Below are 24,060 nucleotides of genomic sequence, written 5' to 3'. Positions count from 1 at the left end.
GTCCCAGTGATTTTACTGGGCTCCGGCAAATTCAAACAAACGTTTGTATTGGACCCGCCAAGTGGTGTAGATATAATGCGCGGCCAAGACAAAGCGGTGTAGTCCGTCATCCACGAAGCTACAGCTTACACAGCCGTGCATGACCCTCCATCACCCAAAAAGACAAGACAAGCAACAGCGATGAGCCTTGAGTAGGAGAGAACCAGTGGAACGCGAATACATGGAATTCGACGTGGTCATCGTCGGCGCAGGTCCGGCAGGCCTGTCCGCCGCCTGCCGCCTGAAGCAGAAGGCCGCCGAAGCCGGTAACGAGATCAGCGTCTGCGTGGTCGAGAAAGGCTCCGAGGTGGGCGCCCACATCCTCTCCGGCGCGGTCTTCGAGCCCCGCGCCCTGAACGAGCTGTTCCCCGACTGGAAGGAACTCGGCGCGCCGCTGAACACCGAGGTCAAGCGCGACGACATCTATGTGCTCAAGGATGCCGCCAGCTCGACCAAGGTCCCAGACCTGTTCGTGCCCAAGACCATGCACAACCAGGGCAACTACATCATTTCCTTGGGCAACCTGTGCCGCTGGCTGGCCCAGCAGGCCGAGAACCTGGGCGTGGAGATCTACCCGGGCTTCGCTGCCCAGGAGGCGCTGTTCGACGAGAATGGCGTGGTCCGCGGCATCATCACCGGCGACCTGGGTGTCGACCGCGAAGGCAACCCCAAGGACGGCCTGTACACGCCGGGCATGGAACTGCGCGCCAAGTACACCCTGTTCGCCGAAGGCTGCCGTGGCCATATCGGCAAACAGTTGATCAAGCGCTTCAACCTCGACAGCGAAGCCGACGTGCAGCACTACGGCATCGGCCTGAAGGAAATCTGGGAAATCGACCCGGCCAAGCACGAGCAAGGCCTGGTGGTGCACACCGCCGGCTGGCCACTGGATGTGATGAGCGCCGAGAACACGGGCGGCTCCTTCCTCTATCACCTGGAAAACAACCAGGTGGTGGTCGGCCTGATCGTCGACCTTTCCTACGCCAACCCATACCTGTCGCCGTTCGACGAGTTCCAGCGCCTGAAGCATCACCCGGTGATCAGCCAGTACCTCGAAGGCGGCAAGCGCATCAGCTACGGTGCTCGCGCCATCTGCAAGGGCGGCCTGAACTCGCTGCCGAAGATGGTCTTCAATGGCGGCGCGCTGATCGGCTGCGACCTGGGTACCCTGAACTTCGCCAAGATCAAGGGCAGCCACACCGCGATGAAGTCCGGCATGCTCGCTGCCGACGCGGTGGCCGACGCCCTGCTCGCCGGTGGCGAAGGTGGCGATACGCTCAACGGCTATGTCAGCGCCTTCAAGGCCAGCTGGCTGTACGAAGAGCTGTACGCCAGCCGCAACTTCGGCCCGGCCATGCACAAGTTCGGCCCGATCTTCGGCGCGGCCTTCAACTATGTCGACCAGAACTGGTTCGGCGGCAAGCTGCCATTCACCCTGCACGACACCAAACCGGACTACGCCTGCCTCAAGCTCGCGGCGGATTCGAAAAAGATCGACTACCCGAAACCGGACGGCAAGCTCAGCTTCGACAAGCTCAGCTCGGTGTTCCTCTCCAGCACCAACCATGAAGAGGAACAACCCTGCCACCTGAAGCTGGCCGACCCGAACGTGCCGATCGCCAGCAACCTGCCGCTGTACGACGAGCCAGCCCAGCGCTATTGCCCGGCGGGTGTATACGAGGTGGTCACCCAGGAAGACGGCAGCAAGCGCTTCCAGATCAACGCGCAGAACTGTGTGCACTGCAAGACCTGCGACATCAAGGACCCGGCCCAGAACATCACCTGGGTCACCCCTGAAGGTGCAGGCGGGCCGAACTACCCGAACATGTAAGCGCCCTGCCCTCGCAGCAATGAAAAAGCCCCCGGTTTCGGGGGCTTTTTCATTCGAACCTGGCTGACGCAATCATGTAGGTGCAGCCTGGCCGCGAAAGGGTCGCAACGCGGCCTCAGGGGGTTCAAAAACCCTGCCTGATCGCCAGGGTCGCTTGGCGTCCCTTTCGCGGCACAAGGCCATTCCTACGCCGTCCTGATTTCCTCGAACAGTTCAGGATGCCGGTCCAGCAACTTGAACAGTTTTACCAGGGCGACCGGCGGCCTGGTCTTGCCGTTTTCATATCGGGAAAAAGCGTTGACGCCACCGCCGAAGATTTCACCCGCTTCGCGCTGGTCCAGGTCGAATTTCTTGCGCACTGCGGTGATGAAACCCGGATCGACACGTGCGGCATTGACTTGGCGATTGAAGGCCGACATCACGTCGCTGACGCGCTGCGCTTCGCCATGGCTGAGCACCGCCTCCCCACAGGCTGGGCAGTAATCACCCCTCACCTTCTCGATCAGGGTCGACGCGCCTTGGTAACGGTACGGCATGTCCTGAGTGCCCGGGACAAGTTTTGCTCCACCGCAAATCGGACATTTCATGTTTTAAAGCTCCTTGAAGGATACGATGAGCACGTCGTCGATCACTGACAATTTGAGGTAAACGTAGCCGACGCCTGTCCGTGGACGATATACGTCTTGCCAGATCCGGTGATCGGCAAAGCTCGTCATGCTCTTGAAGAAGTCCCTACGCTCTAACGACTGGATCACTTCGAGCATCGCTTGATAATCCAGCCCAAGGGCCAGAGCGCCCCTCAATGCACTCGCCGTAGGCATTACCCGGCCGGCAGCAACCAGTGTTCTCACCCGCTCCAGCGGGCAATGAGGCGTTCTCTTTTCCATGAGAAATTAACCTTCCAGGTTGTTTTTAGCTAATAGGTTATTCCAATAGCCTGCACCCGGAAGTCTGCCTCACCACTGGCGCCCCCTTAGCGCCTCATTTGTCACCACACATGATCGGCACCGGCTCGGCGGCAAAGCCCAGCAGTTCACGGCGCCCGAAATACCAGGCGGTGAGCGCACCGACCAGGCCCATCAGCAGACAGAAGCCGACACACACCCAGGGGCTCCACGGCATCAACGCAATCAATGCCAACGGGGTGGTGCTGGCCCACAGGGCATAGGCCACGTTGTAGGTGAACGAGATGCCCGACACCCGGATCTGCGCGGGGAACAACCCGACCATCACCGACGGCACCACCCCTACCACGCCACAAGACAAACCGGCCAGCGCATAGGCCAGCCAGATCCAACCTGCCTGCCCGACCAGGCTGGCGTACAGCGCTCCGATGCCCAGGGGCAGCAACAGGCTGTAGAGCATCAGCGCACGCCAGGCACCGATGCGATCGACCAGCATCCCCGCCAGCACGCAGCCGATATTGAGAAAGACGATACCCACGCTGCTCAAGGCGAAGGTGTGCCCGGCAGCGATGCCGAAACGTTGCTGCATCACGGTCGGTGTGATGACCACCAGCACCACCACCGCAGAGGTCAGCACACAGGTCAGCAGCGCCGCCGGGACCAATGCCCGGCGATGCTCGCCCAGCACGCTGCGCAGCGGGAAGGCCACCGGCTGTTCCTGACGCTCGCGCAGGGCCAGGAATACCGGGGTTTCGCTCAGCCAGCGGCGCAGCCATACGCCGATGACGCCGAACACACCGCCCAGCAGGAACGGGTAGCGCCAGGCGTAATCGAGTATTTCCTGCGCGCTGTACACGCGGGCCAGCAAGGTCGCGGTGAGGGCACCGAGCAGGTAGCCGAAGGTCAACCCGGCCTGCAGGAAGCCCAAGGCATAGCCGCGCCGGCCATGGGGGGCGTGCTCGGCGACGAAGGTCCAGGCACTGGGCACCTCGCCACCGACCGCCGCCCCCTGGAGGATCCGCAAGGCCAGCAGGATCAACGGCGCGGCATAGCCGATATCGGCATAGGTAGGCATCACCCCGATCAGCAGGCAAGGCAAGGCCATCATCAGGATGCTCAGGCTGAACACCCGCTTGCGCCCCAGGTGGTCGGCGAAGTGGGCCATGAGGATGCCGCCCAGGGGGCGGGCCAGGTAGCCGGTGACGAAGATCCCGAAGCTCTGCAGCAGCCGCAACCACTCGGGCATTTCCGGAGGGAAGAACAGCTGGCTCAAGGTCAGGGCAAAGAACACGAAGATGATGAAATCGTAGATTTCCAGCGCGCCGCCCAGCGCCGCCAGGCCCAGGGTCCTGTGGTCGCCACGGCTGAACCGGGGCTGGCGGGCGGTATCGATGGCAGTCATGGCAAGGTTTCCGCAGATCGGCAAAGGGCAAGAGGATAACAAATGCCTGCCGTCTGCCCCACGCGACTCAGGTCGAGCGGCTGAATACCGTGTGGCCGAAGTTCATCCGCCGGCCGAAACCGAGCGCCCCATGGGACAACCTTGGCGACAGGGGCACCTGCCCCACCAAGGCCGGCTCATCGATGATCGCCATGAACGATTGCAAGGCTTCGTCGTCCGGCACCTGGGGCAGGCTGATGCTGACCGCCTGGCGCTGCGCCTGGGGCACTGCGGGCAGCTTCGGGTGTTGGGAGTGGTACAGCAGGGCATGCTGGATCTGCGCGCTGCAACGGCAGAAACGCACCAGGTCGACACCGGCGTGGCTGGCCAGCTCGATGCTGCCGATCAGCAGGTGGAACGGCTGCAGCGCACTCTGCACCAGGCGTTGCAGGTCCTCGAAGGTGTCCACCGGGGCAATGCGGTAATAGCCCAAGCCATTGAGCATCTTTTCCAGTTGCAAGCGCTGGCACGGGTGCTCATCGGCGATGAGGATGCGCAGGGTCTTGTTTGGCATCGTCTGGACCTGGGCAACAAGGTGTTGGGGGACATCCCTGACCATTACTGCGCCAGTGCAGGCAACCGCCAGGGCGGTGCCTTGGTGGGGGTCTTTCTTGATAGTTGTCGTGAAACGCAGAGAAATCAAGTCGCCGGCCAGGGGAATTTTCGGGCCATTCCCAGGGTGTAACAGGGCTGATACGCATGCTGGCGCGCCCTCAGGATTCCCATTGGCGCATGCGCACGCGGCAGTGTTTCATGGCGTTGACGATGTGCTTTTCCACCAGGCTGCGGGAAATGCCCAGGCGCTCGGCGATCTGCTGGTGCGACAGGCCTTCGAGCTTGCGCAGCAGGAAGCTGTCCCGGCACGGCCCGCTGAGCTCGCCCAGGGCGCGCTGCATCAATTCCAGGCGCTGGTCCAACTGCATACGCTGGGACAACCCCGGGCCGTGCCAGCGCTCATCGGTGTCGAGCACTTCCAGCGGCTCGGCCTGGCGCACCTGATGGCGCCGGTGGCGATCGACCACCAGGTTCAAGGCGGTGCGATAGAGAAAGGCGCGCGGGTGCTCGATGCGCTGGGCGTCGGCCCGCTCCAGCACCCTCAGGTAGGCATCATGGGCGACATCCTCTGCCGCCTGGCGATTGCCCAGGCGCGCGCAAAGGAAACTCACCAGCTCACGATAGTAATGTTCCACGACGGTACCTGGCATTTCCCTGCTCGACACTAAGTAGACCGGCCCACGGGACAGCGTGATATCAGCGCGGCATCTTACAAATTATAATGATTCTCAGCAACAGTGAGCCGGTCGGTTAAATCCCGCCATGTGGCCTTCGTCTATCGGTGACCTCCTTGCGCTCCCTGATTGACGGCGCATGGCCATTATTTCTGGCTGGAAGCTCCGATGAGACGTTTGACCACCACCCGCCGTCGTATCTTGTTCGGTGGCCTGGGCCTGCTTGGCCTGGGCGGCCTGCTGGCCTGGAAGTCCCTGCCCTTCGGCGCACAGCCGGTCAGCACCGTGGCGGTCACCCGCGCCGACATCGAAAGCAGCGTGACCGCCCTGGGCACCCTGCAGCCTCGGCGCTATGTCGATGTGGGTGCCCAGGCCTCCGGGCAGATCCGCAAATTGCACGTGGAAGTGGGCGACGCGGTGCGCCAGGGCCAGTTGCTGGTGGAGATCGACCCTTCCACCCAGCAGGCCCGGCTCGACGCCGGGCGCTATTCGATCGACAACCTCAAGGCCCAGCTGGCCGAGCAACGCGCCCAGTACCAGCTGGCCGGCCAGCAGTACAAGCGCCAACGCGACCTGGCCGCGGCCGGTGCCACCCGGGCCGAGGACCTGCAAACGGCGCAGGCCCAGCTCAAAGTGACCCAGGCCCGCATCGACAGGTACCAGGCGCAGATCCGCCAGGCCCAGGCCAGCCTGCGCAGCGACGAGGCCGAGCTGGGCTACACGCGCATCTATGCGCCCATGGCCGGTACCGTGGTGGCGGTGGACGCCCGGGAAGGCCAGACACTCAATGCCCAGCAGCAGACGCCGTTGATCCTGCGCATCGCCAAGCTCTCGCCGATGACTGTCTGGGCCCAGGTGTCGGAAGCCGACATCGGCAAGGTCCAGCCCGGCATGACCGCCTATTTCACCACCCTGGCCGGCGGCAAGCGGCGCTGGACCAGCACCGTCCGGCAGATTCTGCCGATCCCACCCAAGCCATTGGACCAGGCCAGCCAGGGCGGCGGCAGCCCGGCCAGCGCCGGCGCCGGCACCACCGGCAGCAAAGTGGTGCAGTACACCGTGCTGCTGGATGTCGACAACCCCGATGGCGCGCTGATGGCAGAGATGACCACCCAGGTGTTCTTCGTCGCAGGCCAGGCCCGGCAGGTCCTTACCGCACCGCTGGCCGCCCTGGACGACACCGACGGAGATGGCCTGCGCCTGGCGCAGGTACTGGGCAGCGACGGCAAGGTCGAACAGCGCCAGGTGCGCACGGGGCTGAGTGACCGCCTGCGGGTGCAGATCCTCGACGGCCTGCGCGAGGGCGAGCACCTGGTCATCGGCGCGCCAGTGGCCAGCGGAGGTTGAATGCCAACGCCACTGATCGAACTGATCGACATCCGCAAGACCTACGGCGGCATCGACACCCCTGAGGTCGAGGTACTGCGCGGCATCAGCCTGAGCATCTACCCGGGCGATTTCGTCGCCATCGTTGGCGCCTCCGGTTCAGGCAAGTCGACCTTGATGAACATCCTCGGCTGCCTCGACCGCCCGTCCAGCGGCTGCTACCGTTTCGCTGGCAAGGACGTCGCCGAGCTCGACGGCGACGAGCTGGCCTGGCTGCGCCGCGAGGCCTTCGGCTTCGTGTTCCAGGGTTACCACCTGATCCCGTCCGGCTCGGCCCAGGAGAACGTCGAGATGCCGGCGATCTATGCCGGCACGCCTGCCGCCCAGCGTCATGCGCGCGCCACGGCATTGCTGCAACGCCTGGGCCTGGCCAGCCGTACCGGCAACCGCCCGCACCAGCTGTCCGGCGGCCAGCAGCAGCGGGTGTCGATTGCCCGGGCCCTGATGAACGGCGGCCATATCATCCTTGCCGACGAGCCCACCGGTGCCTTGGACAGCCACAGCGGTGCCGAGGTCATGGCGCTGCTCGACGAGCTGGCCGGCCAGGGCCATGTGATCATCCTCATTACCCACGACCGCGAGGTGGCAGCACGGGCGCACCGGGTCATCGAGATCCGCGATGGCCTCAAGACCAGTGACTGCGCCTCAGGACAAAACCTGGGCGATACGCGCCCTGGGCTGCAGGCCGAGGCGCTGCGCCAGCGCCTGGACTGCGGCGCCACCCAGCGTGGCGCCTGGAAGGGCGAACTGTTCGAGGCATTGCAGGCGGCATGGCGGATGATGTGGATCAGTCGCTTGCGCACGGCCCTGACCCTGCTCGGCATCGTCATCGGCGTCGCCTCGGTGGTGGTGATGCTGGCCGTGGGCGAAGGCAGCAAGCGCCAGGTCATGGCGCAGATGGCCGCGTTCGGCTCGAACATCCTCTACCTCAACGGCAAGCCGGCGAGCCTGGGCGAACCGGCGGGCGTCGTCACCCTCGATGACGTTGCCGCGATCGGCGAACTGCCGCAGGTCAAGCGCATCATGCCGGTGATCGGCGAGAAGCTGATGGTGCGCCATGGCAACAACAGCCAGCAGTTCTACGTCGGCGGCAACAACACCTGGTTCCCCGAGATCTTCAACTGGCCGGTAGTCGAGGGCAGCTTCTTCAGCGAAGCCGACGAAGCCAGCGGCGCGGCGGTGGCCGTGATCGGCCAGAAGGTGCGCGAGAAGATGCTCGACAGTCAGCGCGACCCGCTCGGCCAGTATTTGCTGATCGGCAACGTGCCGTTCCAGGTGGTCGGCATCCTCGCCGGCAAGGGCGCAAGCTCGGGCGATCAGGACAGCGACGGGCGCATCGTGGTGCCCTACTCGGCCGCGGCCATCCGCCTGTTCGGCCGCTACGAGCCTGAGTACGTCACCATCGCCGCCCTGGACTCCTCGCAGGTCAACGACACCGAGGCCGCCATCGACCGGCTGTTGCGCCAGCGCCACCAGGGCAAGCGGGATTTCGAACTGACCAACGATGCCGCACTGATCCAGGCCGAGGCACGCACGCAGAACAGCCTGTCGCTGATGCTCGGTGCCATCGCCGCCATCTCGCTGTTGGTAGGCGGTATCGGCGTGATGAACATCATGCTCATGACCGTGCGCGAGCGCACCCGCGAGATCGGCATCCGCATGGCCACCGGCGCGCGCCAGCGCGACATCCTGCGCCAGTTCCTCAGCGAGGCGGTGATGCTGTCGATGGTCGGTGGCGTGACCGGCATCCTGCTCGCGTTGTGCATCGGCGGCGGGTTGATGCTCGCCGGGATCGCCGTGGCCTTCTCCCTGCCTGCCATCCTCGGCGCCTTCGCCTGCGCCGCCATCACCGGCGTGGTGTTCGGCTTCATGCCGGCCCGCAAGGCTGCCCGCCTCGACCCGGTCAAAGCCCTTACCAGCGTGTGACCTATGACATTGCCAACCCGCATCAGCCTGTTGACCCTGAGCCTGGCCCTGGCGGCCTGCAGCGCCCAACCGCCGCCCAGTGCCGGCATCGCCCCACCGGCGAGCTGGCAGGCCGCGGCCTTCGACAGCGCCCTGCCCCTGCCGGATGCAGCCTGGTGGCAAGCCTTCGCCAGCCCGGAGCTGGGCCGCCTGATCGAGCGAGCCCGTCACAACAGCCACGACCTCGCCGCCGCCAGCGCACGCGTACGCCAGGCCCAGGCCCGGGCCGTAGCGGCGGGCGCGCCGCTGCTGCCGGAACTGCAGATGCGCCTGGCGGCCAGTCGCCAGCACCTGCTGCACGGCGATGGCAACGACACGCTCGACGCCAGCAGCCGCGAGCGTACCAGCACCTCCTTCGGCACGCGCCTTAGCGCCAGCTACGAGATCGACTTCTGGGGTGGGCTGCGCGCGGCACGCGACAGCGCCTTGCATGAGCTCGACGCCAGCCGCTTCGATCGCCAGACCGTCGAGCTGACGCTCACCAGCGCGGTGGCCGACACCTACCTGCTCGGCGCGGCCTTGCAGGAGCGGCTGCGCATCGCCCGCCTGAACCTGGAGAACGCCCGTGATGTGCTGCGGCTGGTCGAAGCGCGCGAACGTTCAGGTTCGGCCACCCGCCTCGAACTGGCCCAGCAACGCAGCCTGGTGGCAGCCCAAGCGCAGCAGTTGCCGCTGCTCGAGCAGCAGTGGCAAGACAGCCGCGTGACCCTCGCCACCTTGCTTGGCGACCCGGTGCAGCGCCTGCCGGCCAGTGCCGAGTCGATCCTCGCCCTGCAATGGCCACGGATCGGCAGTGGTGTGCCCAGCGACCTGCTCGGTCGGCGCCCGGACATCGCCGCCGCCGAGGCGCGCCTGGCGGCCGCCAATGCCAACGTGCAGGTTGCCCGGGCCGCCATGCTGCCCAGGTTCACGCTCGGTGCCGACCTGGGCAGTGGTGCGCGGACCTTCACCGATATCCTCGGCAGCCCCTTCTACACCTTGACCGCGGGATTGCTGGCACCGGTTTTCGACAATGGCCGCCTGCGCGCCTCCCGGGACCTGGCCCGTGCCGAACGGCAGGAGCTGCTGGAAAACTACCGCAGCAGCATCCTGGCCGGCTTCTCGGATGTCGAGCGGGCGCTCAATGCCATCGCTGGCGTGGACCGCCAGCGCCAATGGCAGGACGAGGAAGTGCACCAGGCGCGCATCGCCTTCGAACTGGCCCGGCAACGCTACGGCGCAGGTGCCGAGACCCTGCTCAGCGTGCTCCAGACCCAGCGCACCTTGTATGACGCCCAGGACCAGCAGGCAGCGCTGCACCTGGCCCGGCTGCAGGGCAGCGTGGCGCTGTACAAAGCCCTGGGGGGTGGTTGGCAGGTTCGATAAGGGCAAGCCCGCTTCCACAAGGCCGACACAATACTCTGTAGGAGCGGGCTTGCCCCGCGAAAGGGGCGCAAAGCGCCCCCAGCCATCAAGCAACGATATTCTTCAACGACAGGTGTCTCGCATACCAGGGCCGACGCGGCACCCGGCGCACCAGCTCACCCAGCTTGTCGTCCTCGCCAAAGGTGATGCGCAGCGCCAGCTTCATGGTCTCCACATCCATCTCCACCGACTTGCCAGGGCGCGTGCCCGGCAGGGTGCTGCAACCATGGGTGTCCGGCCCCAGCCAGGGGTCGTCGACCTCGACCCAGCGCCCTGGCGCGAACCATTTCACGCCATTGACCTCCAGGCGCCGTACCTGGCCGGGGTGGTACCGTTCATGGGCGCGGTACCAGTCCTCGATACGGTCGTCGATCCAGCCATGGAAGCCCCAGAACACCGGGTTGACATGGGACGAGAACGGGTCGCCGAGAAAATCGTTCTCGGCGCCGAACCAGCGCGCGGCGAAATCGGCGGGGTCACGGGCGAACGGCACCGGGGCACCATTGATCGGGTCGCGCGGCACCGAGGCCCAGCACATGTGCAGCCAGTCGTGCAGGGTCATCTCCATCTCGGAACCGAGCGCACCCAGGCTCAGCTTCGACAGGTACCGCGGGTCCTGGTACTGCGACTCCCAGACCTGGAAATTGCTGCAGAAGGTTTCACTGGCCTTGATCGCCGAGACCCATTGCCCATAGGCGTCATCGCCCGGTGCCTGCCAACTGGGTGGCACGCAGCAGCCGTCTTGGTTCTCGTGGTAGCGGGCAAAACCCACACGGTCGAATTCCACGCTCGGCTGCGGCAGCGGGAAGTGCGACCAGGACGGCAAATCCTGCAGGCGACGCGCCGCATCGAGCATGTGCCGGTGCATGAACAGGAAATCGACCCCCGAGCCGTTGCGGTGCTTGTGCGGCCCCCTGGCATCGCGCTCATGGTCACGCGGGCCGGGCTGCCAGCCCAGGCCACGCAAGGCACCGCGCTGCTTGTCGGACAGCCGGTGCCATTTGTCCCGGGTCGCATGCCAGAGCTGGTGGAACAGGCGGTGCTCGGCGCTGACCACCCATGCCTGCATCTGTGGCGTATAGGCGATGCGCTCCCGCGCTTCGGGAAACAGGCGCTTGACCGCCACGAAGCGGCTGTCGGCGACCGGCAGCGTCAAAGGTCGGTCCAAGCGCTGCAGCCGGCCACTGAGGGTGCCGCTGCCGGCATTGGCGAAGCTGCCCCAGACCTCGTCGAGGCTGGCCACGCATTCATAGCTCGGGCCACCGTGCCGGTTCAGCAAGCGCCAGCGCACCTGGGCAGCGGACGCCCCCACCAGGTCGCCCAGGACGCGGTAATGGGCCACCCCTTCACCGCGCAAGCGCTCGCCGGTGTCGACGAAACCACGCAGGCCCCGGCCCTTGGTGGCAACATCGAGGAACAGTTCGACACCAGCCACCGGCAGACCGTCGAGGCCCGCCTCGGCGCCTTCGAAACGAAGATCCCAAATGCCCCGCAGACGGTCGGCCAACACCTGTCCGGCATAGTCGGCCAGTTCCACGCTGGCCTCGCCTGGCGTGACGATGTCGTCATCGGGGTCATGGTTCAATGCCTTGTGCGCATAGTAGGCCGCCGCACCGGTCGCCCCCGCGACTGCCAGGCCTGCGATGAATCCTCGTCGGGAAATGGTCATTGCGCCTCTATCCGTTCCTGCCACGCTGCGGTTTCTATCCAAGCTAAGACGTAACCTGGGACGGGAAATTTACTGCCTTAATTCAGGGCCAGGCCGGCTCGTTCCTTCCAGGACTCCGTCTACCAGAGGCACCGACCATGACATCCCTCCTCTCCCGCCTGCTGCGACCGAAGGCCACGGCCTATCGACTGTTCGATATCGAACTCAAGGGCATCGAGCCACTGAGCCCTTCCCTGCGCCGGTTCGTCTTCACCGGTGACGATGTGGCGCAAATGACGACTCTGGCCCCCGATCAACGCGTCAAGCTGTTCTTCTCCACGCCCGCCGGGCAGCCGCCCCGGTTACCCAAGGATGGCCATTGGCAACAGGCGCGCCAGGGGCTGGCGCCCGAGCACACCCCGCCGATGCGCACCTACACCATACGCGCCCTGCGCCGCGACGCGCTGGAGGTCGATGTGGATTTCGTCCTGCATGGCATCAATGGCCCGGCCTCGACCTGGGCAACCCAGGCGCGCATTGGCGATCGGCTGCAGATGGTGGCGCCGAACCTGGCCTATGAAGGCGACCCCGGCGGTTATGAATGGAAACCACCACACAGCGCCCGGCACGTGCTCCTGATGGGCGACGAAACTGCCTTGCCGGCCCTGGCCGGCATCCTCGAGCAACTGGCCGACACCCGCCCGGCGCTGGCAGTGCAGGCCTTCATCGAAGTACCGCTGGAGGCCGACTGCCTGCCGTTGCGCCACAGCCCCACAGCACAGGTGCATTGGTTGCCTCGCGACCTGCTGCGTTGCGAGCACGGCCAGGCCATACGCCACGCGATACGCGAATTGGCCAGCCTACCGTGCGGCACGGCAGGTGCGGTGAAACTGGAAGAGGTGAATATCGAACGCAGCCTTCTCTGGGAGCACGGCCGCAGCGAGGGAAGCGAATTCCACGCCTGGATCGCCGGCGAGTCAGCGGCGGTCATGGACATTCGCCGCTACCTGGTCAAGGAGCGAGGGCTTGGGCGCGACTGCCTGGCCTTGATGGGGTATTGGCGCGCCGGCAGGACGTTCGATTGAAAGAGCGCTGCGCAATCCCCTTGTAGGAGCGGGCTTGCCCCGCGAAAGGGCCGCACGGCGGCCCCCTCTTCACTCATCCCACAGCCACCGCCGCCCTCACCGCCTCGGCAAACCGCCCGGCCACTTCGTCGACCTGTTCGGCACTGATGATCAACGGCGGCAGGAAGCGCACCACCGCGCCATGACGCCCGCCCAGCTCGAGGATCAGCCCACGCCTCAGGCATTCGCGCTGCACCTTCGGCGCCAGGGCCCGGCTGGTAGGTGGATGCCCCAGCGCGTCCCGCTCGCCAGCCGGGTCCACCAGTTCCACCCCCAGCATCAGGCCACGCCCACGGACATCCCCCAGTTGCGAATAGTCCTGCTGCAGGCCCAACAGGTGATTGCGCAAGCGCTGGCCCATGGCCTCGGCATGTTCGGCCAGGCGATGCTCGACCAGGTAGCCCATCACCGCAGAGCCAGCCGCCATGGCCATCTGGTTGCCACGGAAGGTTCCGGCATGGGCGCCTGGCTGCCAGGTGTCCAGCCAGTCACGGTAGACCACCACCGCCAGTGGCAAGCTGCCACCGATGGCCTTGGACAGCGTCACCACGTCCGGCACGATACCGGCGTGCTCGAAGGCGAACATCCGCCCGGTACGGGCGAAGCCGCTCTGGATCTCATCGACGATCAGCGCCACGCCCGCCCGCTCGGTGATGGCTCGCAGGCCGCGCAGCCATTGGATGTCCGCCGGGATCACGCCGCCCTCGCCTTGCACCACCTCGACGATCACCGCCGCCGGCAGCGCCACACCGGCCTCCGGGTCGCACAACAGGTTCTCCAGGTATTGCAGGTTCGCCCGTACGCCCGCCTCGCCGCCCAGGCCGAACGGGCAGCGGTAGTCGTAGGGGTACGGCATGAACTGCACGCCATTGCCCAGCAGGGCCGCCAAGGGTTGCTTCGGCCCCAGGCTGCCCATCAGGCTCAACGCGCCCTGGGACATGCCGTGGTAAGCCCCCTGGAACGCCAGCACCGTGCTGCGCCCGGTGGCCGTGCGCACCAGTTTCAGCGCAGCCTCCACCGCATCGGTGCCGGTCGGCCCGCAGAACTGGATTTTCGCGTCGCGGCGCAGGGCCTCGGGCAGCAGGCCGAACAGGTCCTGGACAAAGCGGTCCTTGACTGGGGTGGTCAAGTCCAGGGTATGCAGGGGCAGCTCATCGGCCAGTACTTGCTGGATCGCCTCGATCACCACCGGGTGGTTGTGGCCCAGGGCCAGGGTGCCCGCGCCAGCCAGGCAATCGATGAACTGGCGGCCCTCGACGTCTTCCACATGAATCCCACGGGCACGCTTGAGCGCCAAGGGGATGCGCCGCGGGTAGCTGCGGGCGTTGGACTCCTGTCGCTGCTGGCGCAACAACAGGGGCGAATCCTCGAATTCATACAACGCCTGCGGGGCGCTGGGCGGCAGGGTCTGGGCAAGTCTGGAAGCGGTCGACATCGGAAAATCCTCGCAAGCAAGCGAATATGCCCCGCCACGCTCCCTGTAACCGGATGTGTGTCGGGTGGTTGTCGCTTGGAGAACGCGTCAGCGGGGCGAGGATTTACCGGTTGATTTGAGATTGCAGGGTGGGTCTTCGCGGGTGAACCCGCTCCCACAGAGGTTGGGGTGATCCTCCACAGACTGCGGGCAGGGCTCAGTTGCCCTGGCGCGCCGGCACCTGCAGCCAGACACGCAAACCATCGCCAGGGTTTTCGAAACGCAGGCTGCCGGCACAACGCTGGACGATGGCCTGGACGATCGCCAACCCCAGGCCGCAGCCGCCGCTCTGGTCGTGGCGCCAGAAGCGCTCGGTCAGGTGCTGCATGTCTTCCTCGGCGATCCCGGGCCCATGGTCGCGGACCATGAAGCCCACCTGCCCGTCAGCCATCTGCACTTCCAGTTCCACGGCTGCGTCGCCGCCATGGCGCAGGGCGTTGTCCAGCAGGTTGCGCAACGCCGCCACCGCCAGCGGCGCTGGCATGCCCAGGTAGACGCGCGTAGCCTCCTCCGGCAGGCGCACCACGATGCGCCGGTTGTCGCCACCGCCGGCATCCTGGACCGCCTGGCGCGCCACCTGCTCGGCGCTGCACTGCACGCCATCGTCGAACGACAGGCTGCCTTCCACCCGCGCCAGCATCAGCAATTGCTCCAGGGTGCGGTGCATGCGGTCGGTACCCTGCTCGGCATGTTCCAGCGCCTGCTCGCGCACCGCGCCGTCGGTCATGCGGGCCACCTGCAGGTGGGTCTTGATCGCGGTCAGCGGGCTGCGCAGTTCGTGGGCGGCGTCGTCGGTGAGGCGGCGCTCGCGCTCAATGGTCTGGGCGATGCGCAGGAACAACTGGTTCTGGGTTTCGAGCAAGGGCTGCAACTCGCTGGGCATGCCAGCCACCTGCAACGGCTCGACGCTGTCGGCACGGCGCCGGCGCAGGGCATCGCGCATCCGGTTGAGTGGCTCCAGGCCCTTGCCCACGCCGATCCACAATAACCCCAGGCTGCCGAGCAAAGCCATCAACACCGGCGCCGAGGCAGCCAGCAGTATCGAGCGGTTGAGCGCCTCGCGTTCCTGATGGCGGTCGGCGGTGGTGATCCGCACATCCCCGTGGTTGTAGGTGAAGGTGCGCCAGAGCGCGCCGTCGATGGTCTGGTCACGGAAGCCGCTGCGCTGGTCGTCCATGGCACCGTCGTGCTTGTGATTGCTGGCCAGGATCTCGCCGCGCAGGGAACTGACCTGGCAGGCCATGCCGTCCGGCACACTGAGCTGGTCGGCGGAAAAATGCGCGTCCTGGCCCTTGCTCGCCAGCGGCTGCGGCAATTGCTCGATCAACCCGGCAACCATGCGTGCCGAAGCCACCAGGCGCTGGTCGAGGGAAAACATCATCTGCTGGCGCAGGTCGCGCAGCATCCACGCGGCGGCCAGCGCCCAGATGATGACGAAGGCGATGCCGAGGATCAGCGTCAGGCGCGCGCGCAAGCTCATGGTGTGGCGCCCTGCGGGGCCTGGGCCGGGCCAAGACGATAGCCCAGGCCGCGGACGGTCTCGACGATGCTGTTGCCCAGCTTGCGCCGCAAATGGTGGATATGGACGTTCAGGGCGTTGCTCTCGACTTCGTCGCTGAAGCCGTACACGCAGTCCTTGAGCTGCTCGCTGGACAGCACCCGCCCGGGGTTCTGCAGCAATGCCTGGAGCAGCGCCTGCTCGCGGCGCGACAGGTCCACGGCCTGGCCAGCCAGGGTGGCCTCGCAACTGCTCGGGTCGTAGCGCAGCGGGCCATGCTCGATGACATTCACCGCCCGCCCGGCCACTCGACGCAACAGCGTGTGCAGGCGCGCTGCGAGCTCGCGCAGGTCGAAGGGCTTGAGCAGGTAGTCGTCGGCCCCGGCCTGCAGCCCATCGACCCGGTCGGTGACCGCATCGCGCGCGGTGAGCACCAGCACCGGCAGCGTCACACCCTGCTGGCGCAGGCGGCGCAACAGCTTCAGGCCATCTTCATCGGGCAGGCCGAGGTCGAGGATCATCACGTCGAACTGCGCGGCCTGCAGCAAGGCCTGGGCAGCCGAGGCGCTGGCCACCCGATCCACGGTCAGGCCCTGGGCAGTGAGGCCGGCGCAGATGCCGCTGGCGATCAGGTCGTCGTCCTCGCAGAGCAATACGTGCATTGGAGAGGCTCCCGGTAGGTGAGGCTGACATTGCACCCTGGGTGGATTAAGAGACGATTATGCAACGGGCGACACGATAGGCCCATGCCCATTCGGGCCTGCAACCAGCACAGCCTGTAAAGAATCATTTCCCTGCCAATACAAAGCGGAAACATCCTACATACAACCCGGAAATAGTCACCTTGGATGCGTGATGTGATGTCGCCCTGAACAGCGGGTTGTCAGGGAGACAGCGAATGGGGTTGTGGCATTGGGTGCCCTCATGGCAGCAGATCGAACGTCGCATAAACGATAAAATGGGTGAGTTTAGAGAATTAAAACTGTCCAAATCGCCCCCGGTTTTCGCGGGCCCCTGCCTCGTTTGGATGAAGCGCAAAGCTGTCGCAACTTGCAAAAATGCAGCTTTGGCGCCAAGCGCTAGAGAATTAAAACTGTCGCAACCAGCAACGGCGTGACTTTGCCCGGCTCGACAGCGACCTCGGCCCACATCTAACGAAGCAGTCGGAGCCCGATACACATGTCGACGGATACACTGGGAGAAATGAGCTTGGTCCTACCGCGGCCCTCTGGAATGTTCGCTCAAGGAAATACTGGGAACTCGCTTACACACGCCCATAGAGAAGGGCATGGAAGCGGCCGTTTGACTGACCTACCAGTTTTACCCCAAATTGAACCTTGTGCGCATGACCACCGTCGATAATACTTGTTAGCTTCTCGCCACGCTGAGAAATCGCCCTGGGCATCACCGACGCACACATTTGCACACCTGACGGATACGCATTAGATTTAAGGTTGAAAGATTGAGGGCCTTTAAATTTGTATCAGCCACGATTTAGCCATCTCTAACTGGCACTAAAACTCGATTCGGTAAGCGCCAATCAGTTTAACCAGTATGCTTTAAGGAAGACGGATTAAAATGGACTTCTTGAACCAAATTCCTACATGGGACGAAATAGAGCGAAACCTGGAAACAAAATTTGGCGAATTAAATCAAAGCATTCAGACCTCCTGGCACGAAAACAGCCAGGATTGGAATGGTTTTACACGCCGCCTAAGTTATCAATTCGATCGAACCTACGGGAGCTTAGGTGGAAATCGAATTGATGCTGTGCGCGAGGCATTTTATCGCGCAGAACCTATATTCCTAGAAAGAGTCAGACAGCACTGGTCTGTCATTAACATAGACCAGATACTCAATATACTTCGAAAACTTGCTACAGAAGTCTCGCTAATTCTTGGTGGCAGTATCACAGTTGGTTCTACTATAGGTGGCGCTTTCGGCGCTATGGCTTTTGGTGTGGGAGCAGCGCCTGGCGCAGTTGCAGGAGGTGCGATTGGCCTGGAAATTGGCAGCCTTATACTTCTTAGCTTAGGCTTATCAGCAATCACTGAATATTTTCTCGTGGGAATACCCAGTTGCCTCGCCACACTGCAGGAAGGCATTGTTACTGCTTGGCATTCCGAAGATGGTATACCTAGCGGACTTGATCCGACAGGAGGCTCTGCAAATCGCAGAGAGCAGATGGTAAGCCAAGCTGCCAACCAGTTGGCCAGAGGCCAGGAACAACTAATAAAACTGCTACTTACTGCGATCGTTGCATATCTATTACGCGGCTCATTAAGCTCAGGCATTTCCAACAGCATGGAAAGCATTGCATCCAGAGTCCTAAAGCTTAAATCCGAAGCAAAAAACAGAGAGCTAATAACTTGGCTAGAAAAGAACCAGACTGCAATACTGGCACACCCAGAGCTGCAACCACCTTCCAGCCAGGTCTTCATCAGAGCAAAACCACTAAGTGGACTAGAAGCTCCGAAATGGGATAACGTACGATTTAGAGCTGATGGCGATTTCGGAAATCTTCCCGCATTGAGACAGCTATATGTAAGAGAAGTATTCGAGCTACAACAACGCATAGGTGCCATGAAAGCGTCAAACACGAACATCGAAGCAATTGCTAAGTTCGCCCACTCCTCTCGCACAGCCATCAAGTTGAAATACAGGGAATTCACACCCCAAGATCTATTAAAAGTGATTGACGAGCGCAACATGGGGAAGTACGGAGACAAACTTGGACCTACATTTGAATGGCTTATTGAAAAAGGCAAATCTTCTGAACAAATCATTGAGAGCGCAACTCGCTCCGGCGGTGGAGATCTATTTTAATGAACAACGTTAAGCTGGACGCCTTGAATATAGATACAATGCATTCTGGCAGGGCCTGCCTGAATTTGACCTCAAGCATAAACTGGGAGGACTTTCCAGATTATGCGAAAGAAATACTTAACCTGCTTAATGGTAGGCTTGAAAAAAAATCGGACTCTATCGACATAAGAGTTTGGGAGATCACCATTGAACAGGAGATATTTCACTTAACTTTCGACGACTTCCCAGTAATGGTTTCGCTCGAATCTTTAACGCAAAAAGGTGACTCATTACTTTCCGATTTCAAAACCAAGTTAACAAAGCAGAATGACTAAGGACCCAGCATGGATACACTGCAGTCTCTCTGGGACAGGCCTTCATCCGTCCCTATTGAAGGTAGGCTCTTCGCCTTCCTTCTTAGGGGATTCTGGAACCGCTCCCCTTATTCTCAATTGATTTGAGCACTAGCGAGTCGCGAGTCGTTCAAATATCCCTCCCTTCTCACTTGGCAATCGACATAGACGTTCCGTTCCACTCACGAGACGAGCGATTCATCGGGCTGGATTTGCAAAGGCATTGGATTTTTCGAAAACGATGGGACCGCGTGAAGCAAGAAAGCTTTCAGAAATGCAAGCTAAGGAGACGGTGTCAACGCTCGCAGCCTTGCAAAACCCTGTCCTCCGTGCGAGTGGACGGGACGCTATCTCTGATTTTGGCGATAGGCAGGTTAATCGGCAGCTGACATGGACAGAGAGGTGCAGAATTTTTTCGACTCTAGAGACTTAGACTCTAATGATTTTGATGACATGTTCGAGCCCGCCAAACATCGTCTCGGCATACTGGGCCCGGATGAGATGTACGGCTTTGTTCCAGCCTTGGTGTTTGGCGGCCCCATTCGTTTCGAGAATCTTGAAAAGCTGAAAGCGATCGAACATCTGGTGCTATTATCTCAGCTTTGCAATATCGAGCCCTACAGCTTCTCCGACTTCTAAACATACAACAAGGAGCTGAACGAATGAACGCAGCCGTCATCACATAACACCCCCGTATTGCAGCCGAAAGAGCAAAAAGAAACGATGAGCACGCTGGTAGCACCCCACAACCCAGACCTGATAGCCGGAAGCAAGAAGGGAAACCAACATTCCTGAATATAAAAACCGCATAAGTGCTGGCGAAGAAACACTATGGACGAGATATATTCGATATTACTTGAAACCACTGGCGAACCGATGCTTCGACAGGAGGTTCCGCCTTCTAGCATCAGCCGGTATGAAGGTATATTACCCGACCAACTACTTCAGTTCTGGGCAGAGCATGGTGGTGTGGCTACGGAGAGGGAATCCTGTGGATGGTCAACCCTCAAGAGTACGAAAACGTACTCACCAGCTGGATGCAAAGCTCAGCGCTCGAAATGACTGATACCTATCATGTCATCGCGCGTAGCGCATTTGGCGACTTGTACTTATGGGGCGAAAAATCGGGGCCATCACTTTGTATTTTCTGCAATGTCTCTCGATACACTTATGATCCAGCCGAGAGATCGCCACACGCTATGAATAGAGCCTTTCGGTCGTTCCTCCTGTCATTTGACCAAGCGTATCTTGACTTCAATGAGCTATTCGACTCGGCCAAGGAAAAGCTGGGCGTTCTCAGGCCTGACGAAATGTATGGGTTCGTTCCTGCCTTGATGCTGGGAGGGCCAGGCCGCCTCGAGCACCTTGAAAAGCTGAAGGCCGTAGAACATCTGGTGCTGCTTTCCCAACTAAGCGAGCTCGAGCCCTATGAACTCGGCGACGAGCAAGCGCACTAGCTTGGGGCAAGCCCGCGCCTACAGGATTGCAGGCTATCCTCTGTTTCTGCTCGGCCAATCTGCCCCGCCACCTCAGGGTTAACCTTGGGTTAATCGTCCCAGGCCAGCATGGCGCCATTCCATGCATTGCCAAGGCGAAGACATGCGCGTCCTCCTGCTCTTCCTGACATTCCTCCTGGCGGGGCCTCTGCAGGCCAACCCCTTCGAGACCAAGCCCGACTTCCTGCCGGTCAACGAGGCCTTCGTCCTCTCCCATGACCGCCTGCCCGATGGCCAGATGCGCTTGCATTTCCAGATCAAGGACGGCTACTACCTCTACCAGAAGCGCCTGAAGTTCGATGGCCTTGCACCTGGCCAGCACCCCGCCTTGCCTGCCGCCGAGAATCACCACGACGAGTTCTTCGGCGACAGCGCGGTCTACCGCCACCAGCTCGAGTTGCTGATACCCGCAGGCGCCCAAGGCCAGTTGCGCCTGGGCTGGCAGGGCTGCGCCGACGCTGGCCTGTGCTACCCGCCGCAGACCACGGCCATCGACCTCGGCGGCCAGGCCGCCCCGGTAGCCGACCAGGCCAGCGACCAGGCCCTGGCCAGCGGCCTGCAGCAGGCCAGCCTGGCCTGGAGCCTGGCAGCCTTCTTCGGGCTGGGCCTGCTGCTGGCCTTCACGCCCTGCTCCTTGCCGATGCTGCCGATTCTCGCCGGGCTGGTGCTGGGCAATGGTGCCAGCGCCCGCCGCGGCTGGCTGCTGGCCGGGGTCTATGTGCTGAGCATGGCCCTGGTGTACGCCGCCCTCGGGGTGGTCGCCGCCCTGCTCGGCGCCAGCTTGCAGGCCTGGCTGCAGCAACCCTGGTTGCTGGGCAGCCTGGCGGGCTTGTTCGTCATCCTTGCCCTGCCGATGTTCGGCGCCTTCGAGTTGCAGCTGCCCACCGCCCTGCGCGACCGCCTCGACCGGGCCGGCCAGGGCACCCGTGGCGGCAATGTGTATGGCGCGGCCTTGCTCGGGGCGCTGTCCGGCCTGCTCATGGGCCCCTGCATGACGGCACCGTTGGCCGGGGCGCTGCTGTACATCGCCCAGAGCGGCGACGTGCTGCAGGGCGCGCTGGTGCTGTTCAGCCTGGGCCTGGGCACGGGCGCGCCGTTGCTGTTGCTGGTCACCGTCGGCAACCGCTACCTGCCGCGCCCGGGCGCCTGGATGAATCGGGTCAAGGGGCTGTTCGGCTTCGTCTTCCTGGCCATGGCCCTGTACACCCTGCGCAGCCTGTTGCCAGCCCCGTTGCTGCTGGCCCTGAGCGGCGCCTGGCTGATCGCCCTGGCCTGGGCGGCCTGGCCGGCCCTGCAGCGCCTGCCGGCCTTGCGTGCGGTGCCGCTGCTCGGCGCGCTCTGGGGTGGCCTGCTGCTGGTCGGTGCGGCGGCCGGTGGCGATGACCTCTGGCAACCCTTGCACCCCTTCGCCGGGGGCAGCACGCCAAGCGCGGCGGCCAAGGCCGAGGATGCCTTCGTCACCGTCAGCCAGCCCCAGGCGCTGCAACGTGAGCTGGACGCCGCCAAGGCACGTGGCCAATGGGTGATGCTGGACTACTATGCCGACTGGTGCGTGTCGTGCAAGGTGATGGAAAAGCAGGTGTTCGCCCGCCCTGATGTCCTGGCCGGCCTCGCCGAGGTACACCTGATACGCCTGGACGTCACCGCCGATACACCCGCCAGCCGCGAACTGCTGCAACGCTACCAGGTGCCAGGCCCGCCCAGCCTGATCTGGATCGGCCCGGAAGGCGACGAGCGCCGGGCCCGGCGCATCACCGGCGAGGTGGACGCCGACGCATTCCAACGACACTGGGCCCAGACCAGGAGCCAAGGCTGATGCTGAGCGTGACCCTGGGGCCGCTGACCATGGCCCTCAACCACCTGCTGTTGCTCGCGGCCCTGTGCGTGGCCAGCGTGGTCGGCTGGTGGGTGGCCCGGCGCGGTGGCGAAAACCCCGAGTCGGCGTTGTTCAACCTGTTCCTGTTGGGGCTGGTGTGCGCCCGCCTCGGTTTCGTGATGGCCTACTGGCCGATGTTCCGCGAGGAGCCGCTGCAGATCATCGATATCCGCGACGGCGGCTTCCTGCCCTGGGCCGGCCTGGCCGGCATCGTTGCCGGTGCCTTGTGGCAGTACCGACGCCACCCTGGGTTGCGCCGCCCGCTGGGCTGGGCATTGTTCAGCGGTGCCCTGTTCTGGGGGCTGGCCAGCCTCGGCAGCCACCTGTACAGCAAGGGCACCGAGCTGCCGGCGTTGAGCCTGCGCAATGCCGCCGGACAATCCGTGGCCTTGCACGCCTACCGTGGTACGCCGCTGGTAATCAACATCTGGGCCACCTGGTGCCCGCCCTGCCGCCGCGAGATGCCGGTGCTGCAACAAGCGCAGGATGACTACCCGCACGTGACCTTCCTGTTCGTCAATCAGGGCGAAACGCCGGAAAACGTCAGCACCTTCCTCGCCACCACCGGCCTGAGCCTGACCCACGTGCTGTTCGACGGCACCGGGCAGCTGGCCGAACGGGTCGGCTCCATGGCCTTGCCCACCACCCTGTTCTACACCGCCGACGGACGCCTGATCGGCAGCCACCTGGGCGAGCTATCTCGCGCCAGCCTGCACCGCGCCCTGGAACCTTTCGAGCAGGCCACTGCGCCTGCCCCCGCCGCACAAGGAAACTGACATGCGATTGAATGCCCTCCTGCCCCTGGCCCTTGGCCTGCTCGCCGCCCCCGCGTTGCACGCCGAGGCGCTGCCCAAGGCGATCCAGCAACTGCAAGCCAAGGGCGCCGAGATCAAGGGCAGCTTCGATGCGCCCAATGGCCTCAAGGGCTATGCCGCCGCTTATCAGAACAACGGCATCGCCCTGTACCTGACCCCCGACGGCAAGCACGTACTGGTGGGCAGCCTGTTCGACGAACAGGGCAAGGACCTGAGCGCCGAACCGTTGGAAAAACTGGTATACGCCCCAATGAGCAAGGCCATCTGGGCAAAGATGGAAAAGACCGCCTGGATCGCCGACGGCAAGGCCGATGCGCCCCGCACGGTGTACCTGTTCAGCGACCCCAACTGCCCCTACTGCAACATGTTCTGGCAGCAGGCACGGCCTTGGGTCGAGTCGGGCAAGGTGCAACTGCGCCACATCATGGTCGGCATCATCCGCGAAGACAGCCCTGGCAAGTCGGCGGCGCTGCTGGCCGCCAAGGACCCGGCCAAGGCACTGCAGCAACATGAGAAGGCCGGCAAGGCCAGCACCCTCAAGCCGCTGGAGAACATCCCCGAGGCGGTGCGCAAACAGTTGGAGGGCAACCTGGCGCTGATGGAAGAGATGGGCCTGGCGGCGACGCCGGCGATCTTCTACCAGGATGAGCAAGGTCGCCTGCAGAGCCAGCAAGGGGCGCCACGGCCGGAGATGCTGGGGCAAATCCTGGGCAAGCGCTGACCATCCGCTTCAACGCGGCCCCTTGTGGGAGCGGGCTTGTCCCGCGATCA

General features: G+C 63.4%; 19 protein-coding genes and 2 pseudogenes. 12 read left to right on the top strand and 9 right to left on the bottom strand.

The window, feature by feature from the left end; translation table 11 throughout:
• Nucleotides 1–205: 205 nt before the first annotated feature.
• Complete coding sequence (locus K8374_RS08050; RefSeq protein WP_224458586.1) at nt 206–1,870, top strand: electron transfer flavoprotein-ubiquinone oxidoreductase; 1,665 nt, start codon at nt 206–208, stop codon at nt 1,868–1,870.
• Between the two features lie 185 nt (nt 1,871–2,055).
• Here the strand turns inward: K8374_RS08050 and K8374_RS08045 are convergent, their stop codons facing one another.
• The 5 genes from K8374_RS08045 to K8374_RS08025 form a co-directional block, all read right to left on the bottom strand.
• On the bottom strand, nt 2,056–2,457 hold the full coding sequence (locus K8374_RS08045) for a type II toxin-antitoxin system MqsA family antitoxin (protein WP_224458585.1): 402 nt from the start codon (nt 2,455–2,457) through the stop codon (nt 2,056–2,058).
• A 3-nt stretch (nt 2,458–2,460) separates the two neighbouring features.
• Nucleotides 2,461–2,757 carry a type II toxin-antitoxin system MqsR family toxin gene (locus tag K8374_RS08040; RefSeq protein ID WP_224458584.1) on the bottom strand — a complete coding sequence of 99 codons (297 nt, stop codon included), beginning with the start codon at nt 2,755–2,757 and terminating at the stop codon, nt 2,461–2,463.
• A gap of 94 nt (nt 2,758–2,851) precedes the next feature.
• Nucleotides 2,852–4,177, bottom strand: a complete 1,326-nt coding sequence (locus tag K8374_RS08035) for an MFS transporter (RefSeq protein ID WP_224458583.1) — start codon at nt 4,175–4,177, stop codon at nt 2,852–2,854.
• A 67-nt stretch (nt 4,178–4,244) separates the two neighbouring features.
• On the bottom strand, nt 4,245–4,730 hold the full coding sequence (locus K8374_RS08030; RefSeq protein WP_224458582.1) for a histidine kinase: 486 nt from the start codon (nt 4,728–4,730) through the stop codon (nt 4,245–4,247).
• Nucleotides 4,731–4,929: 199 nt separating this feature from the next.
• The gene (locus K8374_RS08025; RefSeq protein WP_084854853.1) at nt 4,930–5,406 is read right to left on the bottom strand and encodes a sigma-70 family RNA polymerase sigma factor; all 477 of its coding nucleotides are present in this window, start codon (nt 5,404–5,406) and stop codon (nt 4,930–4,932) included.
• 207 nt (nt 5,407–5,613) lie between these two features.
• On the opposite strand from K8374_RS08025, the gene K8374_RS08020 reads away from it, so the two are divergent.
• From K8374_RS08020 to K8374_RS08010, 3 genes are read left to right on the top strand one after another with little or no spacing between them, the layout of a single operon-like run.
• The gene (locus K8374_RS08020; protein ID WP_224458581.1) at nt 5,614–6,792 is read left to right on the top strand and encodes an efflux RND transporter periplasmic adaptor subunit; all 1,179 of its coding nucleotides are present in this window, start codon (nt 5,614–5,616) and stop codon (nt 6,790–6,792) included.
• A complete protein-coding gene (locus K8374_RS08015; RefSeq protein WP_224458580.1) occupies nt 6,793–8,757 on the top strand; it encodes a MacB family efflux pump subunit in 1,965 nt (654 codons plus the stop codon).
• 3 nt (nt 8,758–8,760) lie between these two features.
• Nucleotides 8,761–10,161 (top strand): efflux transporter outer membrane subunit, encoded by a 1,401-nt coding sequence (locus tag K8374_RS08010; RefSeq protein ID WP_224458579.1) that lies wholly within the window; start codon nt 8,761–8,763, stop codon nt 10,159–10,161.
• Nucleotides 10,162–10,246: 85 nt separating this feature from the next.
• On the opposite strand, the gene K8374_RS08005 is transcribed toward K8374_RS08010, so the two are convergent.
• On the bottom strand, nt 10,247–11,869 hold the full coding sequence (locus tag K8374_RS08005) for a twin-arginine translocation signal domain-containing protein (protein WP_224458578.1): 1,623 nt from the start codon (nt 11,867–11,869) through the stop codon (nt 10,247–10,249).
• Nucleotides 11,870–12,006: 137 nt separating this feature from the next.
• Here K8374_RS08005 and K8374_RS08000 point away from each other — a divergent pair, with 137 nt between their 5' ends.
• Nucleotides 12,007–12,933 carry a siderophore-interacting protein gene (locus K8374_RS08000; protein ID WP_224458577.1) on the top strand — a complete coding sequence of 309 codons (927 nt, stop codon included), beginning with the start codon at nt 12,007–12,009 and terminating at the stop codon, nt 12,931–12,933.
• Nucleotides 12,934–13,006: 73 nt separating this feature from the next.
• Here K8374_RS08000 and K8374_RS07995 read toward each other — a convergent pair whose 3' ends face one another.
• From K8374_RS07995 to K8374_RS07985, 3 genes are all read right to left on the bottom strand, one after another.
• The gene (locus K8374_RS07995) at nt 13,007–14,407 is read right to left on the bottom strand and encodes an aspartate aminotransferase family protein (RefSeq protein WP_224458576.1); all 1,401 of its coding nucleotides are present in this window, start codon (nt 14,405–14,407) and stop codon (nt 13,007–13,009) included.
• Between the two features lie 196 nt (nt 14,408–14,603).
• On the bottom strand, nt 14,604–15,926 hold the full coding sequence (locus K8374_RS07990) for an ATP-binding protein (RefSeq protein WP_224458575.1): 1,323 nt from the start codon (nt 15,924–15,926) through the stop codon (nt 14,604–14,606).
• Complete coding sequence (locus K8374_RS07985; protein WP_224458574.1) at nt 15,923–16,606, bottom strand: response regulator transcription factor; 684 nt, start codon at nt 16,604–16,606, stop codon at nt 15,923–15,925. Before K8374_RS07985 ends, K8374_RS07990 begins: the two co-directional genes overlap by 4 nt.
• Nucleotides 16,607–17,522: 916 nt before the next feature.
• Between K8374_RS07985 and K8374_RS07980 the strand changes: the two genes are divergently transcribed.
• The 7 genes and pseudogenes from K8374_RS07980 to dsbG all read left to right on the top strand — a co-directional run bounded on the left by K8374_RS07980 (nt 17,523) and on the right by dsbG (nt 24,010).
• Complete coding sequence (locus tag K8374_RS07980) at nt 17,523–18,770, top strand: DUF6861 domain-containing protein (RefSeq protein WP_224458573.1); 1,248 nt, start codon at nt 17,523–17,525, stop codon at nt 18,768–18,770.
• Nucleotides 18,770–19,084, top strand: a complete 315-nt coding sequence (locus tag K8374_RS07975; RefSeq protein ID WP_224458572.1) for a DUF3630 family protein — start codon at nt 18,770–18,772, stop codon at nt 19,082–19,084. The genes K8374_RS07980 and K8374_RS07975 overlap by 1 nt, the downstream gene beginning before the upstream one ends.
• Before the next feature lie 402 nt (nt 19,085–19,486).
• Nucleotides 19,487–19,741, top strand: a pseudogene (locus K8374_RS07970) (T6SS immunity protein Tdi1 domain-containing protein); the annotation flags it as partial.
• Nucleotides 19,742–19,933: 192 nt separating this feature from the next.
• Nucleotides 19,934–20,559, top strand: a pseudogene (locus K8374_RS07965) (GAD-like domain-containing protein).
• A gap of 142 nt (nt 20,560–20,701) precedes the next feature.
• A complete protein-coding gene (gene dsbD / locus K8374_RS07960) occupies nt 20,702–22,414 on the top strand; it encodes a protein-disulfide reductase DsbD (protein ID WP_224458571.1) in 1,713 nt (570 codons plus the stop codon).
• Nucleotides 22,414–23,250 (top strand): TlpA family protein disulfide reductase, encoded by an 837-nt coding sequence (locus K8374_RS07955; RefSeq protein WP_224458570.1) that lies wholly within the window; start codon nt 22,414–22,416, stop codon nt 23,248–23,250. The genes dsbD and K8374_RS07955 overlap by 1 nt, the downstream gene beginning before the upstream one ends.
• Before the next feature lies 1 nt (nt 23,251).
• Nucleotides 23,252–24,010 (top strand): thiol:disulfide interchange protein DsbG, encoded by a 759-nt coding sequence (gene dsbG / locus K8374_RS07950; protein WP_224458569.1) that lies wholly within the window; start codon nt 23,252–23,254, stop codon nt 24,008–24,010.
• The last annotated feature ends 50 nt before the right edge of the window (nt 24,011–24,060 follow it).

It is taken from the genome of Pseudomonas sp. p1(2021b) (assembly GCF_020151015.1).
Classification (GTDB): Bacteria; Pseudomonadota; Gammaproteobacteria; order Pseudomonadales; family Pseudomonadaceae; genus Aquipseudomonas; species Aquipseudomonas putida_K.
The sequence above is the reverse complement of the archived record's forward strand: the minus strand, read 5'-3'. Positions and strand labels throughout refer to the sequence as shown.